Origin of the sequence: Bradyrhizobium sp. CCBAU 45389 (assembly GCF_028128625.1) — a bacterium.
GTDB lineage: Bacteria > Pseudomonadota > Alphaproteobacteria > Rhizobiales > Xanthobacteraceae > Bradyrhizobium > Bradyrhizobium liaoningense_B.
Genome location: NZ_LBIY01000074.1, coordinates 42,124 through 59,184, shown reverse-complemented (window position 1 = coordinate 59,184; position 17,061 = coordinate 42,124). Strand labels below are relative to the sequence as shown.

Annotated in this window: 15 protein-coding genes; 6 read left to right on the top strand and 9 right to left on the bottom strand. The window is 64.4% G+C overall.

The genetic code is table 11. The features are described 5' to 3' along the window. Positions 1 to 28: 28 nt before the first annotated feature. Complete coding sequence (locus tag XH79_RS09350; RefSeq protein ID WP_212340506.1) at positions 29 to 397, bottom strand: antibiotic biosynthesis monooxygenase family protein; 369 nt, start codon at positions 395 to 397, stop codon at positions 29 to 31. Between the two features lie 97 nt (positions 398 to 494). Between XH79_RS09350 and XH79_RS09345 the strand changes: the two genes are divergently transcribed. Beyond that, positions 495 to 956: a MarR family winged helix-turn-helix transcriptional regulator gene (locus XH79_RS09345; RefSeq protein WP_212340507.1), complete on the top strand. Its 462-nt coding sequence runs from the start codon at positions 495 to 497 to the stop codon at positions 954 to 956. A gap of 151 nt (positions 957 to 1,107) precedes the next feature. Here the strand turns inward: XH79_RS09345 and XH79_RS09340 are convergent, their stop codons facing one another. The 7 genes from XH79_RS09340 to XH79_RS09310 form a co-directional block, all read right to left on the bottom strand. Further along, complete coding sequence (locus XH79_RS09340) at positions 1,108 to 2,616, bottom strand: tripartite tricarboxylate transporter permease (RefSeq protein ID WP_212340516.1); 1,509 nt, start codon at positions 2,614 to 2,616, stop codon at positions 1,108 to 1,110. Positions 2,617 to 2,620: 4 nt separating this feature from the next. Then, the gene (locus XH79_RS09335) at positions 2,621 to 3,106 is read right to left on the bottom strand and encodes a tripartite tricarboxylate transporter TctB family protein (protein WP_271581488.1); all 486 of its coding nucleotides are present in this window, start codon (positions 3,104 to 3,106) and stop codon (positions 2,621 to 2,623) included. Positions 3,107 to 3,254: 148 nt separating this feature from the next. Beyond that, a complete protein-coding gene (locus XH79_RS09330; protein WP_271581487.1) occupies positions 3,255 to 4,229 on the bottom strand; it encodes a tripartite tricarboxylate transporter substrate binding protein in 975 nt (324 codons plus the stop codon). 194 nt (positions 4,230 to 4,423) lie between these two features. Continuing rightward, positions 4,424 to 7,291, bottom strand: coding sequence for a PAS-domain containing protein (locus XH79_RS09325; protein WP_271581486.1), 2,868 nt, complete (start codon positions 7,289 to 7,291; stop codon positions 4,424 to 4,426). 206 nt (positions 7,292 to 7,497) lie between these two features. Next, on the bottom strand, positions 7,498 to 8,373 hold the full coding sequence (locus XH79_RS09320; protein ID WP_212340523.1) for an acyl-CoA acyltransferase: 876 nt from the start codon (positions 8,371 to 8,373) through the stop codon (positions 7,498 to 7,500). 115 nt (positions 8,374 to 8,488) lie between these two features. Further along, a complete protein-coding gene (locus tag XH79_RS09315) occupies positions 8,489 to 9,469 on the bottom strand; it encodes an amino acid--[acyl-carrier-protein] ligase (protein ID WP_271581485.1) in 981 nt (326 codons plus the stop codon). 56 nt (positions 9,470 to 9,525) lie between these two features. Beyond that, complete coding sequence (locus XH79_RS09310; RefSeq protein ID WP_212340527.1) at positions 9,526 to 10,743, bottom strand: acyl-CoA dehydrogenase family protein; 1,218 nt, start codon at positions 10,741 to 10,743, stop codon at positions 9,526 to 9,528. A gap of 360 nt (positions 10,744 to 11,103) precedes the next feature. Here XH79_RS09310 and XH79_RS09305 point away from each other — a divergent pair, with 360 nt between their 5' ends. From XH79_RS09305 to mtnA, 3 genes are all read left to right on the top strand, one after another. Next, positions 11,104 to 11,376, top strand: coding sequence for a phosphopantetheine-binding protein (locus XH79_RS09305; RefSeq protein WP_271581484.1), 273 nt, complete (start codon positions 11,104 to 11,106; stop codon positions 11,374 to 11,376). Between the two features lie 280 nt (positions 11,377 to 11,656). Beyond that, positions 11,657 to 12,532, top strand: coding sequence for an S-methyl-5'-thioadenosine phosphorylase (locus XH79_RS09300; protein ID WP_212340530.1), 876 nt, complete (start codon positions 11,657 to 11,659; stop codon positions 12,530 to 12,532). Between the two features lie 18 nt (positions 12,533 to 12,550). Then, positions 12,551 to 13,657, top strand: coding sequence for an S-methyl-5-thioribose-1-phosphate isomerase (gene mtnA, locus XH79_RS09295; protein WP_271581483.1), 1,107 nt, complete (start codon positions 12,551 to 12,553; stop codon positions 13,655 to 13,657). Positions 13,658 to 13,792: 135 nt separating this feature from the next. On the opposite strand, the gene XH79_RS09290 is transcribed toward mtnA, so the two are convergent. Beyond that, complete coding sequence (locus tag XH79_RS09290) at positions 13,793 to 14,428, bottom strand: HAD-IA family hydrolase (RefSeq protein ID WP_271581482.1); 636 nt, start codon at positions 14,426 to 14,428, stop codon at positions 13,793 to 13,795. Positions 14,429 to 14,532: 104 nt separating this feature from the next. Here XH79_RS09290 and XH79_RS09285 point away from each other — a divergent pair, with 104 nt between their 5' ends. Continuing rightward, positions 14,533 to 15,288 (top strand): S1 family peptidase, encoded by a 756-nt coding sequence (locus tag XH79_RS09285; protein WP_271581481.1) that lies wholly within the window; start codon positions 14,533 to 14,535, stop codon positions 15,286 to 15,288. A gap of 125 nt (positions 15,289 to 15,413) precedes the next feature. Next, entirely contained in the window at positions 15,414 to 16,916 is a 1,503-nt protein-coding gene (locus XH79_RS09280; RefSeq protein WP_271581480.1) for a flavin-containing monooxygenase, read from the top strand. Positions 16,917 to 17,061 lie beyond the last annotated feature (145 nt).

The window sequence follows — 17,061 nt, the reverse complement described above, 5'->3', positions numbered from 1 at the left end:
CTTCGGCTAATCCACCCTACGTTTGCACCTACGCCACACAGACCCCCGGCACCGCGACCTTCTGGAATAGATGCGGGCTTGCGACGGCGGACGCCGGATAGTCCGCGATCTTCGCGCGGAACTCCGGGTGGGTGAACGCCGCACGGAAATGCGCATTGGTCTCCCAGACCGCGTAGTTGAGATAGGTCGGATTGTCGCCGATCGCGCGGTGGAGTTGGGTCGAGATGAAACCCGGTTGCCGCTTCATGAAGGCGGCATCGTCCTGCCAGCTCTTCAGGAAGACCTGCTCATCCGCGGCATCCAGTGTGAACAAATTGACCAGCACCACGGGGCCGGCATCGAGCGCGATCTGGCGGTCGATCGGAAAACTCGGGTCGAGCGGACGCATCTGGGGCATGGCATCACTCCGTGTAAATTGGTATCATCATGTCAATTCGACAATACGTGACATAGATATTTGACATTATGATGTCAAGATAGGACAATCATTACAAATGAGCAAAATCAAGCGGACCCCGGCGGGCGAGGCCATGACCGGCTTCATCCTCGAGCTATTCCGGGTCAACGGCCTGCTCCTGACCGCCGGCGACCGGCTGGTCGCCGCGCTCGGCCTCACCAGCGCACGCTGGCAGATCCTGGGGGCGATCGTCGCTGCCGAGCGTCCGGAGCCCGTGGCCTGGCTGGCGCGCAATCTCGGCGCCAATCGCCAGAATGTGCAGCGGATCGTCAACGATCTCGAGCGGGATGGCCTCGTTGCCTTCGAGACCAATCCGCATCACCGCCGGGCGCAGCTCGTGGTGCTCACCGACAAGGGCAGGCAGGTCTTTGATGCCGCCGGCCGCCTGCAGGCCCCTTGGGTCAACGGCTTGGCGGACGGCTTGTCAGTGAAGGAGATCGAGGCGGCCCATCGTGTGATCGGCGCTCTGCGCGACCGGCTGGAGGCCGGCGAGGGGTGATTGCATCTTGCCTCTTGCGTAGATGCCGTAGGGTGGGCAAAGCGAAGCGTGCCCACCACCTCTCTCCAACTCAGGCAGATCGTGGGCACGGCGCATCCGCGCCTTTGCCCACCCTACGAAGTTTGAGCGGAGCGGCGAGGGGCGCGGCGTCTCAAGCCCCCTCATCCAGCGCCACCAGCTCGCGCTTCTTGCGCAGCGCGGGCAGCAGCGGCGCGATCAGCAGCACCAGTGCCAGCGTCAGACACGCCGCCGAGATCGGCCGCTGCACGAAGGTCCAGAGATCGCCCTGCGACAGGATCAGCGACTTGCGCAGATTGTTCTCCAGCATCGGCCCGAGCACGAAGGCGAGCACCAGCGGCGCCGGCTCGTAGCCGAGCTTGCGCATGAAGTAGCCGACGATGCCGAATGCGATCATCACATAGACGTCGAACACGTTGTTGCTCGAGCAATAGACGCCGAGGATCGTGAACAGGATGATCAGGGGGAACAGGATGTTGTAGGGCAGCTTCAGGAGCTGCACCCACATGCCGATCATCGGCAGGTTGAGGATCAACAGCATCACATTGCCGATATACATGCTGGCGACGATACCCCAGAACAGGCCGGGGTTTTGCGTGATCAGCAGCGGGCCCGGCTGCAGGCCGTGGATGACGAAGGCTCCGAGCAGCAGCGCCATCACCACGTTCGGCGGAATGCCGAGCGTCATCAGCGGAATGAACGCGCCGCCGGCCGCCGCGTTGTTCGCGGACTCCGGTCCCGCGACGCCCTCGATTGCGCCATGGCCAAACCGCTCCGGCGTTTTCGACAGTCGCTTCTCCAGCGCATAGGACGCAAACGAGGCCACCACCGCGCCGCCGCCCGGCAGAATGCCGAGCAGGAAGCCGAGCAGCGTGCCGCGCGCCACGGGGCCGGCGCTCGCCTGCCAGTCCTCTTTGTTAGGCAGAAGCTGGGTGATCTTGGCGTTGATGATGTCGCGCTTGATCGCCTGTTCGGTGTTGAGCAGCACCTCGGCGACGCCGAACAGGCCCATCACGACGGGCACGAGGCCGATGCCGTCGATCAGCTCCATGCGGCCGAAGGTGAGGCGCGGCTGCGCCGTGATGCTGTCGAGCCCGATCAGGCCGAGCACGACGCCGATGCAGGCCATCAGCAGCGCCTTCGGCATCGAACCTTGGGTCAGGAAGGTGAGCACGACGAGGCCGAGCACCATCAGGCTGAAATACTCGGCCGGGCCGAACGCGATCGCGATGCTGGCTAGCTTTGGGGCCACCAGCATCAGGGCGACCAGCGCGAACGTGCCGGCGATGAAGGAGCCGAAGGCGGAGATGCCGAGCGCAGGGCCAGCGCGGCCTCGCTTCGCCATCTGGTGGCCGTCAATACAGGTGACGACGGAGGCCGCCTCGCCTGGTATGTTGACCAGGATCGAGGTGGTCGAGCCGCCATACATCGAGCCGTAGTAAATGCCGGCCATCATGATGATGCCCGATTCCGGCGTGCCCGACAGCGTCACGGGCAACAGCAGTGACATCGCCGAGATCGGCCCGATGCCCGGCAGCACGCCGACCAGCGTGCCGATGAAGACACCGATGAAGCAGTAGAGCAGGTTGATCCCGGTCAGCGCGACGCCGAACCCATGCGCGACATTGGCAAGCGTGTCCATGCGGTCAACCGATCCCGAACAGGCCCGAGGGCAGCTGAATCAACAGCAGGCGCTTGAGCACCCACCACATCCCTGATGGCACCATCACGGCGATCGGGACCGCCAGCGTCCAGCGCACGGGATCGATCAGGCGCAACAGCAGCAGCATCAGCGGGATCGACGACAACAGGAATCCCAGCGGCTCGAGCGCGAAGGAGAACGCGGTGAGGCAGGCAATGACGAGGAGCGGCTTGCTCCAGCGCACGTTCTCCCAGCGCGAGGCCAGGGTCGGGCCGCCCTCGGTGATCGCCGAGATGATGATGGACCCCGCGAACATGCACATCAGGATGCCGGTGTAGAACAGCACATAGCCGGAGCCGGGATCGTTGATGGTGCCGAGCTTGAGCTTCAGTCCCTGCCAGATCACGAAGCCGCCGAGTGCGAGCCCGATCAGCCCGCCCCAGAGCTCGGAATTGGAGAGGCGGAGTTTGATGTTGGTTTGGTCGTTCATTCAAAGCACCTCTCGATCACCGTCACCCTGAGGTGGCCGCTTCTTCAGCGGCCCTCGAAGGGCGGCGGTGCCCCGATCCATCCTTCGAGGCGAGCCGCAAGCGCGGCTCGCACCTCAGGATGACGCCAGCGCGTGTGGCAGCAGAACTTTACTTCTTCGCCAGCCCAAGCGTGTCGATCACCTTGCGCTCGGACTCCGTGACCTCGACGACGAACTTCTTGTAGTCGTCGGTGTTCTTGTAGTTCGGCACCATGTCGTATTTGGCGAGCGTGGCGATCACCGCGGGATCCTCGACCGCCTTCTTGAAGGCGTCGTGCAGCTTGGCGACGATCTTTGGATCCATGCCCTTCGGCCCCGCGATGCCGAACGGGGAATCATAGATCATGGGATAGCCGAGCTCCTTCAGCGTCGGCACATCGGGGTAGTTCGGCGACCGCGCGCCGGTCCACACCATCAGCAGCTTGAGCTTGCCGGCGTCGACCAGCGGCCGCCAGCCCGTCGAATCCGCCTGCAGCATCGTGTGCTGTCCCAGCACGGCAGCGTTGGTCTCGGCGCCGCCCTTGAACGGCACCTGCGTCAGCTTGATGCCGGACATCGCCGCGATCTGCTCCATGCCGATATGGAGCGAGGTGCCGGTGCCGGGCGTCGCATAGGTCACCTTGCCCGGGTTCGCCTTCGCGAACTCGACCACGTCCTTCCAGGACTTGAACTGCGACTCCGCGTTGGTGGTCACGCCGAACGTATAGCCGGTGAGGTGGACGATATAGGTGAAGTCCTTCGCCGGATCCCATGACACCTCCTGCATCAGGGGGAGGCGGAACACGGTGATCGGAATCTGCGAGATGGTGTAGCCGTCCGGCTTCGCTGCGGCGGCCATGGTCGCCGGTCCCACCGTGCCGCCGCCGCCGGCCTTGTTGTCGATCACGATCGGCTGCCCCAGCACCTTCGAGGCGCTGTCGGCGATCGCGCGCATCGAGATGTCGGTCGAGCCGCCGGCCGGCCACGGCACGATCAGCGTGATGGGTTTGCTCGGATACTCCTGCGCGCCGGCCGCGGTCGCGAGCAACGCGCCCACAACATGCATGGCGGCAAAGGCAATCGTCTTCAGCCCGTATCCCGACATCGAAACACCTCCCTCGCAGCGGTCTCGTTGGAACGCCGTTTCTCGTTGTTATGAGGGGATTGTCCTCGAAATCATGAGAGAAGAAAAGCGCATTGAACGGATCGCTCGCATGGGCGAGGCAGCGATCCCGGCGGAAACGAGGTGTGCGACAATTGGTCGTTTGGAGGTGTGCCGAGAGGCGGAATTTGAGGAGGCTACGCCACGCGCCGGACCGCGTTCAGCGTCTCGATGGTACGGCCGACCTCCGCCGCGGGGCACGGCTTGCCGAAATAATAGCCCTGCACCGCGGTGCAGCCGCATTCGCGCACGAAATCGAGCTGCTCCTCGGTCTCCACACCCTCTGCCGTGGTCTCGACCCCGAGCACGGAGCCGAGGCTTGCGATGGTGCGGACGATGGCAACGCTCTCCGGGCTTTCGCCGAGCGTGCCGACGAAGGAGCGGTCGATCTTGATGCGGTCGAACGGAAATTTGCGCAAATAGCTCAGCGAGGAATAGCCGACGCCGAAATCGTCGAGGCTGACGCGGACGCCGAGGGCGCGGAGCTGGTGCAGGATCTCGATCGTCGCCTCGCTGTCATCGAGCAGCGCCGTCTCGGTGACCTCGAGCTCGAGCCGCTGCGGCGGAAGGCCGGCTTCCGCGAGCGCGCTCGTGACCAGCGGCACCAGCCCGCGCGAGCGGAATTGCACCGGTGACAGGTTCACTGCGACGGTGACGTCGGGCCATGACGCCGCGGTGGCGCAGGCGGTGCGCAGCACCCACTCGCCGATCGGAACGATCAGCCCGTTCTCTTCCGCGATCGGAATGAACTCGGCGGGCGAGACCAGGCCGCGCGAGGGATGTCTCCAGCGCAGCAGCGCCTCGAAGCCGGTGAGCTCGGACGAATCGAGCCGCAGTTGCGGCTGGAACACCAGATGGAATTGGCTGGACTCCAGCGCACGGCGCAGGTCGTGCTCCAGCGCGTGCCGGCTGCGCGCCTCTTCCTCCATCTCGGGCTCGAACAGCTGGTAGGCGCCGCGCCCCTTGGCCTTGGCCTGGTACAGCGCAAGGTCGGCGCATTTCATCAGCTCGTCGGCGTCCAAGCCGTGATCGGGCGCGATCGCGATGCCGACGGAGACGCCGACATGGATCGCCTGGCTTTCCAGCGGCGGCGGGTGGCCGATGATCTCGACCAGGCGGCGGGCGAGCTTTTCGGCCGATTGCGGCTGCGGGCCGCGCTGAAGTACGGCGAACTCGTCGCCGCCGAGGCGCGCGACGGTGTCATGCTCGCCGACATTCTCCTTCAGGCGCGCCGCGACCCAGCGCAGCAGCCGGTCGCCGGCGGCGTGGCCGAGGCGGTCATTGACGGTCTTGAAATTGTCGAGGTCGAAGCACAGCACCGCCATTGCCCCGCCGGCGATTGCGACTTGGTTCAGGCCTTCACCCATCTTCTCGCGGAACAGCGTGCGATTGGGCAGATCCGTGAGGGAGTCGTGCCGCGCCATATGCGCGACGCGGGCCTGGGCCTTGTGGCGCTCGGTGACGTCCTCATAGGTGACGACCCAGCCGCCATGCTCCATCCGCTTGTGATTGAGCTTGATGATGCGGCCGTCGCTCAAATGGCGGTGCAGCGTGTGCTCGCCTTCGCGCAGCCGCTCGACATAATCGGCATAGAGCTTGGCCCCGGTCATGTTCGGATGCATGCCGAGCGCGCAACTGTGCTCCATGATCTCGCGCATCGAGATGCCCGGCTTCACCACGTCGGGCGACAGGCCGTACATCTCGATATAGCGGCGGTTACAGACGATCACGCGCAGGCTCGAATCGAGCATGCACAGGCCCTGGCTCATATTGTTCAGGGCCGCATCGAAGCGCCGATACTGCTCGCTCAGCTCCTCGACTGCATGCTCGCGCTCGGTGATGTCCTCGTAGGTGGCGACGAAGCCGCCTTCGGCCAGCGCGCAGTAGCGGACCGAGATCACGGTGTCGTTCGACATGCGCCGGCGCATCGGCGAGCAGTCGCGGCTCGCGATCCGCGCGCGAGCGGATTCCAGGATCTGCTGCGGGCTGTATTCCGAGGCGAACGCGCCGTTCGCGATCGATCGCTCGATCAGCTCGCCGAGATGCGTGCCGGGCCTCGTTTCCTCCGGCGAGAGCAGATAGATCTTGCGATAGGTGGTGTTGCAGACGCGCAAGCGCATGTCGCTGTCGTAGAAGGCGAGCCCGTGCGCCATGTTCTCCAGCGCCGCGTCGAGGATGAAATTCTGCTGCCGCAGCGTCTCCTCGTATTGCAGCCGTTCGGTGACGTCTTCGTGCACCGTCACCCAGCCTCCGTCGGGGAGGAAGCGCGAGACCGCCTGCACCATCCGCCCGTCGTAGCGCATCACCAGCAGGGTCTTCGCCTTCCGGGCACGCACGTCCTGGAGCCTGGTGACGTGGAATTCCTCCGCCGACATGCCCGCCATGTTGCCGCGCGAGAGCCAGTGTTCGATGGCCGTGCTGTGCGCGACGCCGGGCTTCACGATGTCGGAGTCGAGATTGTAGAGCTTCAGGAAGCGCTCGTTGCAGACGACGACGCGGCTGTCGGCGTCATACATGATGAGGCCGTGCGACATGTTGGCGAGCGCATGCTGGCTGCGTTCGGTCTGCACGTGCAATTCTGCTTCGAGCCGGGCGAGGCGGCTGACGTCGTCGCAGATCGTCATCCAGCCGCCGCCGGGAAGCGGCTTGAGCTCCAGCGACATGACGAGGCCGCTCGCCAGCCGCTGCTCGGTCCGGAACGGCTTGCCGCCCGCGATCTGCGCGATCCGCGCCGAATAGAGCGCATCGAGCTCGCTTTCCGGGAAGTTGCCGCGGCTCGCACTGTGCGCGAGCACCTGGCGGTAGCTCGTGCCGATGCGCACGATTTCGGCGGACAGATCGAACAGCGAGAGGTAGCGCCGGTTGACCAGCACGATCCGGTTGTCGGCATCGTAGACGCAGACGCCTTGCTCCATGCGATCGAGCGCAAGCTGGCTCAGCGCGACCAGGGCCTCCGGGCTCTGCTCGCGGGGTGCACCAAGCTCGTTGTCGCAGGTCGATGTCATGGGGTCGGCATGATCTCGGCGGGCAATAGACTTAACGCAACGTAATTCCGCTGCCGAGGGTAGCGAAGAGGCGGGAAAATTCCCTTAAGCGCAGTAGTTTACGGAGGGTGACCGGCGATGAAGAGAACTTGCTTGGTCCGCGAGAGTGCTGAGGCGCTTGCAAGCCAGAGTTGGCCGAGCGCGCAACAATTTCCGCCGCAGTGCCCCTACGGCCCGTAAAGCACGAGCTCGGTATCCGTGAGATCGGCGAGCTGCGGCCGGTGCGGGCCCTTGAAATATTTGCGGCCGCGCCGCTCGGTATAAATACCGGCGAGGCCCGGAATCGGGCCGTTGGCATCGACGGCCACCGAGATCTTGCCGAGCCGCAGCAGCAGCCGGCCGATGCGGCCGGCGCATTCGGCATACTCGGCGGGGCTGCGGCAGTAGATCAGCTTCATTGCGGGCGGCGCGATGAAGCCGCGGCGAATGCGCACCGGTTGCAGGATGAAGGGGAACGTTCCCTTCGGCGTGCGGCAGACGAGGCTGAGGCAATTGTAACGCGCATGCCGCGTCAGGAGCTCGGTCTCGTCCTGGGAGAGCCCGTCGATCGTCTTGGCGTGCTGCGAGATCACCTCGATCTTGCTCCAGCGTGGGGCGCGCGCCAGCGCCGGCACCGAGAAGAAGATGCCGCGGCAATAATTGCGAAAACCCTGGGCCTCGATGATCGGCCAGGTCCACGGCGCCGGGCTGATGTTGAGATAGGTGACGTCCTTGTGCCGCTGCGCGACCTTGGTCAGAAACGGAGCGTAGTTGCGGTAGGCCGGATCGACATACCAGCTCGACAGATTGCACTGGATGGCGGTCTCCTCGCCGTGCTTTCGCGTCGTGTAGATCAGCAGCAGCACGCCGACGGGCTCGCCGTCATTGTCGAGCATGTAGCCGAAGCGCGGATAGCCCTCCGGCACGGGCCGGAAGGCCTGCCGGCGCAGCCCCTGCATCCAGTATTCGCGTGAACGGCCGACGAAGCCGCGCGTCAGCAAGTCCGCGATCTTCTCGACGTCGGACTCGGTGATCTCGCGGCAACGGACCTTGGTATGGATCACGCTCGTCTTGCCCGTGGAAATGGTCGGCCTCGTTGGTCTATCGTTTCTGCATGATCTTTCCGGAAAGCCGCTTCGCGCTTTGCGCTAACGCGGCCCTTCGGGTTCGGATCATGCTCTAGCGCCAGCCCTCGCCATGGGCTTCAGTCGCGCGATGCGGCTGCAGGCCCAGCATGTCCCGCACCTTGGCGGGCCAGGCGGAAAGGTCGGTGCCGTGGGTGTGGAACATGGCGACGGCCAGGCGGTCCATGCCGAAGGCGACGCAGCCGGTGTGGGCCGGCTCGCAATTGGCGTCCTGGATGCCCCAGGTCGCGCCGAAATGCTCGCGGTGATAGTTGAAGCTCATGCAGGCGGTCGGCTGCTCCTCCGAGCGCAGCGGGATCAGCAGCTCGAACTTGAGCTGCTGCTGCTTCTGGCTCACCGCCTTCATCTGGCCGACGCGGCCGAAGAAGGGATCGCTGGCATAATCGACGCGGAAGGTCAGGCCGAGGTCGCGGGCGATCGCCTGCGCGCGCACCATCCAGCGTTCGCGGAAATCGGCGACGTCGTCGGGCGTGCCGATGCAGACATATTCGCGCATCCGGAACGATTGCAGCCGGTCGAGATGTTTCGACGGCTCGCGGCGGAAGCAGTCGGCGGCGACGTCGAAGCGCAGGCCGCCCTTCGGCAACTGGCCGCGGCTCGCCGCGATCGGGTAGACGGGATAGCAGGCCGCCGGCGACAGCACGAGGTCGGCCGGGGACAGTGACGTGGTCCAGTCGCCGCCCGTATCGAAGCGGCTCACCGCGGCGTTGATCTCGCGCTCGGTGCCGTGCAGGCCGCAGACGCAGCCGAGCAGGTTCGGGAAGCTCTTGAGATAGCCTGACTTCTCCAGCTGCGCGCGGCTCATCACCGGCGGGAAGCGCAAGGCTTCGGTGCCGGCTTCACGGTGGCTGGTGATCAGCGCGGCGAGTTTCTCGACGATGCCCTCATAGAGCGCGGTGCGGGCGTAGACGCCATCCGAGCCCATGCGGTGGAACAGCTTGTCGGCGAGGTGATCGAGCGGATCAACGATCTCAGGCGCGGTTTCGGGCGAATTGGGGAGGACGGCAATATTCATGGGTCGATGTCCTGCTATCTCGAAATTGTTCTTGTTGCTCTGGTCGGGAAGGCACGTCAGTCATGAAGGCTCGACGGCACGCCGCTCATCAGCGTCGAGGTGGCGGCGTTGGCCAGAATACGGTCGTTGTTGATCATGATCGGCGACGACAGCACGTCGCGGAGGTGACGGCCCATGGTGAACTCGCCGTCGTTGCGGTAGCCGGAAAGGCCCGCGGTGCGCATCGCATGCATCACGGTCTCGACCGCGAGCTCGGAGGCCTGCACTTTCAGCAGCGTGATCGACGACTGGAAGTCGAGCGAGCCGAGCGCCCGCTCGTCATGCTCGACACGGGAGAAGGCATCGATGTTGGCCGAAATCAGCGCTCGCAGCTTGGCGAGCGACATCTTCGCGGCGGTGAAATGTGCAGCCGCCGGCGGCATCTGCCCGCCGGAGGTGCGGGCAGCCTTGCGGATGAAGGCCTGCGCACGCGTTACCGCTGCGGCCGCAATGCCGGCCCAGGCCGACGACCAGCACAGATGCGCGAACGGCGTCATGGTCTGCGCGTGAATCTTGTCGTAGGCTTCCGGGAAGACGCGGTCGGCGGGGCAATCGACCTTCAGCTCGAAACCGGTCGAGCAGGTGCCGCGCATGCCGAGCGTTTCCCAGCCCTGCGTCTGTTTCAGTGAATAATCGTCCTTGGCGAGCGCCAGCAACACCTGGTCGGAGGCGGCGGCGTCCGTGGCGCGGCGGGCGATGGTGACGAGGCCGTCGGCCTCGGCGCCATAGGAGATCACGGTGGCATCGCGCATCAGCGAGACGGTGTCGCCGGCATGGTCGACGGCGGCGGCGCTGGCGCGGATGTTGCCGCCGTTCTGGCCTTCGGTGGTGGAGGAGGCGAGCAGCCACTGGTCGCGCGCGACCCGGCGCATCATGGTTTCCATCCAGGGAATGCCGTGGCCGTGCCTGACGACACAGGCGACCTTGGTCTGGTGCATCGCGTAGATCATCGCGGTCGAGGCGCAGGCGCGCCCGAGCGTGTAGCAGATGTCGGTGACGTCGTGGATGGAGGCGCCAAAGCCGCCGAATTCGACCGGGATCATCACGCCAAGCAGTTTTTGCTCGCGCGCAACCTCGAAAGCCTTGTGCGGGAAGCGGGCGTCGCGATCGACCGCGTCTGCGTCGGCCGCAGCCGCTGCGGCGGTCCGGACGGCGCGCTCGATGAGGGAGGGACCCTGCTCGAGGAAGCTGGCTTGCGTTTCGTCGACAGTAAGGACTGCTTCACGCACGTTCATACTCGTCCGCCTCCGGTTCGTCGTTCAAGACCGCCGGCATCATTCGCGATGCCGTGTAAAGCGATCCTCCGACCATCTTTGCTTGTGAGACGAGGCTACGGATTTAATTCAAATTCGTCGATGAAATAGAGGGTAAACGAAGTCCAATTCCGAATGGACAGTTAAGGTCCGGTTTTTCGCATCCCCCGGATTTCCGCGCTCGCGTTAGTGAACTGGAAGAGGCATGAATTTCAGACAATCTGAGTCATCGTTTACTAAGAAACGCGAAGTAATGGTGACGCCCATTGCGGGATCGGCCGTGCCTGCCCATCGTACCCGGCAGCCCGGTCCGACCTTTCATAGACAGATGGGAATTTACCGATGCAGGCCTTCGAACCCGAATTGCGCAATCGCATCATCAAGCTGGTGAAGGGCATCCTTGCGCAGAACTCGCTGTCCGCCGACGTCAGCCCGTCGGCCAAGCTCGTCGACGTCGGCCTGACCTCGATGGACATGGTCAATCTCATGCTCGGCGTCGAAGCCGAGTTCGACTTCACCATCCCGCAGTCCGAGATCACGCCGGAGAATTTCCAGTCCGTCGAGACGCTGGAGCGGATGGTCGCGACGCAGCTGCGGCTGGCGACCGCGGCTTAATTGACACGCACAATTGCTTCCCCAACGTCGTCCCGGCGCAGGCCGGGACCCATAACCCCAGGGAGCAGTTTGGCGAAGACTGGTCGTTCGGTACTACGACCGTCCCCACCGATAGATTCCGCGGTATGGGTCCCGGCCTTCGCCGGGACGACACTGAGTGTGTGGCAAGCGCCCGCGCCCCTCACAGCTGCGCCATCACCTCACCACCCCCGTTCCAAAACCGCCGTAAAACTGGCATAGCTTTAACCATGTCGCACGTGGCGAACAGGGTGGAGCGGGTATGACGCAGGCGGTATTGGGCATCATCGGTGGCTCCGGCATCTACGACCTGCCGGGTCTCGAGGGCGCGCGCGAAGAGGTGATCGAGAGCCCCTGGGGCGAGCCATCGGCTCCCTTAAGGCGCGGCTCCATCGCAGGCCTGCCGATCGTGTTCCTGCCGCGGCATGACAAGGGGCACCGGCTGTCGCCATCGGACATCAATTATCGAGCCAACATCGACGTGCTCAAACGGGCTGGGGTCACCGACCTGATCTCGCTCTCGGCCTGCGGCTCTTTCAAGGAGGAACTGCCGCCCGGCACCTTCGTTCTCGTCGACCAGTTCGTCGATCGCACCCACAAGCGCGAGAGCTCGTTCTTTGGCCGCGGCTGCGTCGCGCATGTGTCGATGGCGCATCCGGTCTCGCCGCGGCTGCGCATTCATCTGGCGGCAGCGGCGGAAGCCGAGGGACTCGCGATCGCGCGCGGCGGCACCTATGTCTGCATGGAGGGGCCGCAATTCTCCACCTATGCCGAAAGCATGACTTACAAGACGCTGGGCTATTCGGTCATCGGCATGACCAACATGCCCGAAGCAAAACTCGCGCGCGAAGCCGAGATCTGCTACGCCACAGTCGCGATGGTGACGGATTTCGATTGCTGGCATCCCGACCACGACGCCGTCACCGTGCAGGACATCATCCGCGTGCTGACGTCGAACGCCGACAAGGCCAAGGCGCTGGTGGCGCGGCTGGCGAAGGATTTTCCGCGCGAGCACGAGCCGTGCCCGATCGGTTCGGACCGTGCGCTCGACACCGCGCTGATCACGGCGCCCGAGGCGCGCGATCCCGAGCTCCTGAAGAAGCTCGACGCGGTGGCAGGGCGCGTGCTGCGGGCGTGATACGAAAGGCAGAATGCCATGAAGGTCGACGGCAAGCATTTCCGCAGCATCTGGCGCGAGCGTGACGGCTGGTCGGTCGGCGCGATCGACCAGCGTCGGTTGCCGCATGAGTTCATCGTCGCGCGTCTGACCTCGTGCGAGGACGCGGCGGTGGCCATCCGCGACATGCTGGTGCGCGGCGCGCCGCTGATCGGCGCGACCGCGGCCTACGGTATGGCACTTGCGATGCGCGAGGACGCCTCCGACGCCGGCCTGAAGCGCGCCTACGACACGCTTGTCGTGGCGCGGCCGACCGCGATCAATCTGAAATGGGCGCTGGACGAGATGCGCACCGCGCTCGTTCCGATCGATCCGCTGGAACGGGCGGAAGCAGCCTATGCGCGGGCCGACGAGATCGTCGAGCAGGACGTCGAGATCAACCGTGGCATTGCCGGCAACGGCCTTGCGCTGATTGAGGCGATCGCGGCGAGGAAGCCGGGCGAGGTGGTCAACGTGCTGACCCATTGCAACGCCGGCTGGCTCGCCACCGTCGACTGGGGTACCGCGACCGCGCCGATCTATCTCGCGCATGAGCGCGGCATCAAAGTCCATGTCTGGGTCGACGAGACCCGTCCGCGCAACCAGGGCGCATCTCTCACCGCCTGGGAGCTCGGCCATCACGGCGTGCCGCACACGGTCATCCCCGACAACACCGGCGGGCATCTGATGCAGCACGGCATGGTCGATCTTGCCATCGTCGGCACCGACCGCGTCGCCGCCAATGGCGATGTCTGCAACAAGATCGGCACGTATCTCAAGGCACTGGCCGCGCATGACAACGGCGTGCCGTTCTACGTCGCGCTGCCGTCGCCGACGATCGATTTCGCTGTCCATGACGGCATTCGCGACATTCCGATCGAGCAGCGCAGCGGCGTGGAGGTCACCGACATGACCGGCCGCACCGCGGACGGAAGGCTGGAGACGGTGCGAATCGTGCCCGAGAACTCGCCGGTAGCGAATTATGCGTTCGACGTGACGCCGGCGCGCCTCGTCACGGGTCTCATTACCGAGCGCGGCGTGCTGAAGCCGGATCGAGACTCCCTGGCGGCTGCGTTCCCGGAGCGCACCGCCGCCGCTGCGAAGTAGGCTCTCGTAGGGTGGGCAAAGGCGCGGAAGCGCCGTGCCCACCATCTGCTTGTGGTGGGCACGCTTCCGCCGTCGCTCTTCGAGCTATGGCGGACAAGTCGCTTTGCCCACCCTACGGCTGCGGAATAAATTGCGCTAGCTCAGCTTCAGCCCCGTCGCCGCTTCAAGCTCAGCGATTGCCTGGGCGCCACTCGTCACCTTGATCGTGGTCATGCCCATCTCGCGCGCGGGCTTCAGATTGACGCCGAGGTCATCGAGATAGACGCAAGCCTTCGGATCGACCTTCAGCGTCTCTGTCATCAGCTTGTAAATGCGCGGGTCGGGCTTGCGCAGGCCGATCTTGGCGGATTCGATGACGTGGTCGAACAGCACCATGACTTCGGCGATGTAGAGCGAGCGCCCGGTCATGCTGCCGATGGCGTTCGCCGGCAGATTGTTGGTGATGCAGCCGGTCTTGAATTGCGCCTTGATCCGCTTCAAGGCCTCGACCATTTCGGGCCGCAGATCGCCCTGAAGCAGCGGCAGCACATCGCGGCCGCGCACCTCGGCACCGAGTGCGAGTGATTCCTCGGCGAACAAACGATCGAACGTCTCGATATCGACTTCGGCGCGCTCGAACCTGGCCCAGGCGTTTTCCAGGTGATTGGCGGCGTTGGTGCGCCGGATGATGTCGGCGGGCAGGCCACGCTCGGTCTCGAACCGCGTGAACGCCTCGAACGGCGAGCTCGTCAGCACGCCGCCAAAATCAAAGATCACCGCCTCGATCGCCAATACCCTGCCCTCGTCAATTCCTTTCCAAGAGGGCTAGCATGCGCTATCGGCAAGGGCCAGCCCGAAGCACTCCGCCGCCTCCATCGATGCCGAAGCGTGTTCCCATGAAGAAGCTTGCCGTCCTCATCGCAGCCGCGCTGCTCGCCACCCCCGCTTACGCCATCGTCGGTGGCGGCACGCCGCAGGCCGACGGTGTCGCGCGCGCCGTCGTCACCATCGTCGGCTCGCGCGGCAATTTCTGCACCGGCACGCTGATTGCCCCGAAGGTCGTGCTGACGGTCGCTCACTGCGTCCAGCCCGGTGCCGACTACAAGATCGTCGATCGCGGCGCCGATGGCCAACCGCAATTGCTGAACGTCCGCACCGTCGCGATCCATCCGAGCTTCAACATGCAGGCGATGCAGTCGCATCGCGCCACCGCCGACGTGGCGCTGCTGCAACTGGAAATTCCACTGAAGGGAAAATCGACGGTGCCGGTTGGCATGCCGACTATTCCGATTCAGGTTGGCAGTCGCTTCGTCATTGCCGGTATCGGCGTCACCGTGCGTGGTGACGGCAAGAGCGGCGGCGCCACGCGTGTTGCCGGCCTCATCGCGACAGGTCAGCCCGGCACGTTGCAAATTCGCTTGGTCGATCCCGTAACCAACGGAGTTCGTGACGGAATTGGCGCCTGCACCGGCGATTCCGGCGGTCCTGTGTTCGAGGACAAGCCGAATGGCACGATACTCGTCGGCCTCATCAGTTGGTCCACGGGACCGAACGGTGCCGCCGGCTGCGGCGGCCTGACCGGTGTCACGCCGCTCACGCTCTATCGCGACTGGATCTTGCAGACCGCGCGGAGCTGGGGTGCGGCGCTGTAGTTTGACCGCGACTTGATCTATGTCATTTTGAGGCGGAAGCGCGATGGGCGACCATGCCTGTCGCGGAGGAAACGCGTCGTCCGGTCAAGGACGGCCACAAAAACAAGCAAGGCATAGAAGCAACAATGAATGTCGCTGTACGCAGTCACGCCACCACCAAGCAGGCCTCAGAGCATTTCGACGTGCTGATCGTCGGCGCCGGCATCTCCGGCATCGGCAGCGCCTATCATATCGAAAAGCAGCTGCCGGGTACGAGCTACGTCATCCTCGAAACGCAGGCGACGTTCGGCGGCACCTGGAGCACGCATCGCTATCCCGGCATCCGCTCGGACAGCGACCTCCATACCTTCGGCTACAGCTTCAAACCCTGGGTCGGGCCGCCGATCGCGACCGCCGAGGAGATTCTCTCCTACATGAAAGAGGTGATCGACGACAACGATATCGCTCGCCACATCCGCTACAAGCACCAGATCAATTCCGCGAGCTGGTCGAGCGAGCAGAATCTCTGGACCATCGAGGCGACGACCACCGATACGGGCGAGGCAAGGACCTTCACCGCAAACTTCCTCTGGATGTGCCAGGGCTATTACCGCCATTCGGAAGGCTACACGCCGGAATGGAAAGGCATGGACCGCTTCAAGGGCCGCATCGTCCATCCGCAGACCTGGCCGGACGATATCGACCTCGCCGGCAAGAAGGTCGTTGTGATCGGCTCGGGCGCGACCGCGGCGACGCTGGTGCCGAACATTGCGGACAGCTGCGCGCATGTCACCATGTTGCAGCGTTCGCCGACCTATTTCCGTCTCGGCCGCAACGCTATCGAGATTGCCGAGGAGCTACGCCGGCTTCAGGTCGACGAGGAATGGATCCACGAGATCGTGCGGCGCAAGATTCTGTTCGAGCAGGACGCGTTCACAAAACTCTGTCTGGCCAAGCCCGAGCAGGTGAAGAAAGAACTGATCGGCCAGATCAGTGCGGTGCTCGGTCCCGACTACGACGTCGAGACGCATTTCACCCCGAGCTATCGTCCATGGCGGCAGCGCATCGCCTTCGTGCCGGATGCCGATCTGTTCAAGGGCATTGCCAGCGGCAAGGCCTCCGTCGTCACCGACGAGATCGAATGCTTCGTCGAGAACGGCATCCAGCTCAAATCGGGCAAGCTGCTGGAAGCGGATGTCATCGTCACCGCGACCGGCTTCAATCTCTCGGCGCTCGGCGACATCGCCTTCGAAATCGACGGCAAGCCGCTCGCCTTCGGCGACACCGTCACCTATCGCGGCATGATGTTCACGGGCGTGCCGAACCTGGTCTGGGTGTTCGGCTATTTCCGCGCCAGCTGGACGCTTCGCGTCGACCTCGTCGCCGATTTCGTCTGCCGCCTGCTCGGCCACATGAAGGCCAAGGGCAAGAAGAAGGTCGAGGTGAGCTTGCGCCCCGAAGACCACAACATGCCGATCCTGCCCTGGATCGACCTGGAAAACTTCAACCCCGGCTACATCATGCGCAACATGAATCTGCTGCCCAAGCGCGGCGACAAGCCGGAATGGCAGCACAGCCAGGACTACTGGACCGAGATGAACGAGATTCCGAAAACGGATCTGGATGACACGGCGTTCGTGTACGGGTGAGGGGACGCCGCGCCCTCAAATGTCGTCCCGGCGCAGGCCGGGACCCATAGCCACAGGCAGCCGTTTGGCGAAGATACGTCGTTCGGAACTGCGACTTTCCGGAATAGAGAGATCACGCGGTATGGGTCCCGGCCTTCGCCGGGAC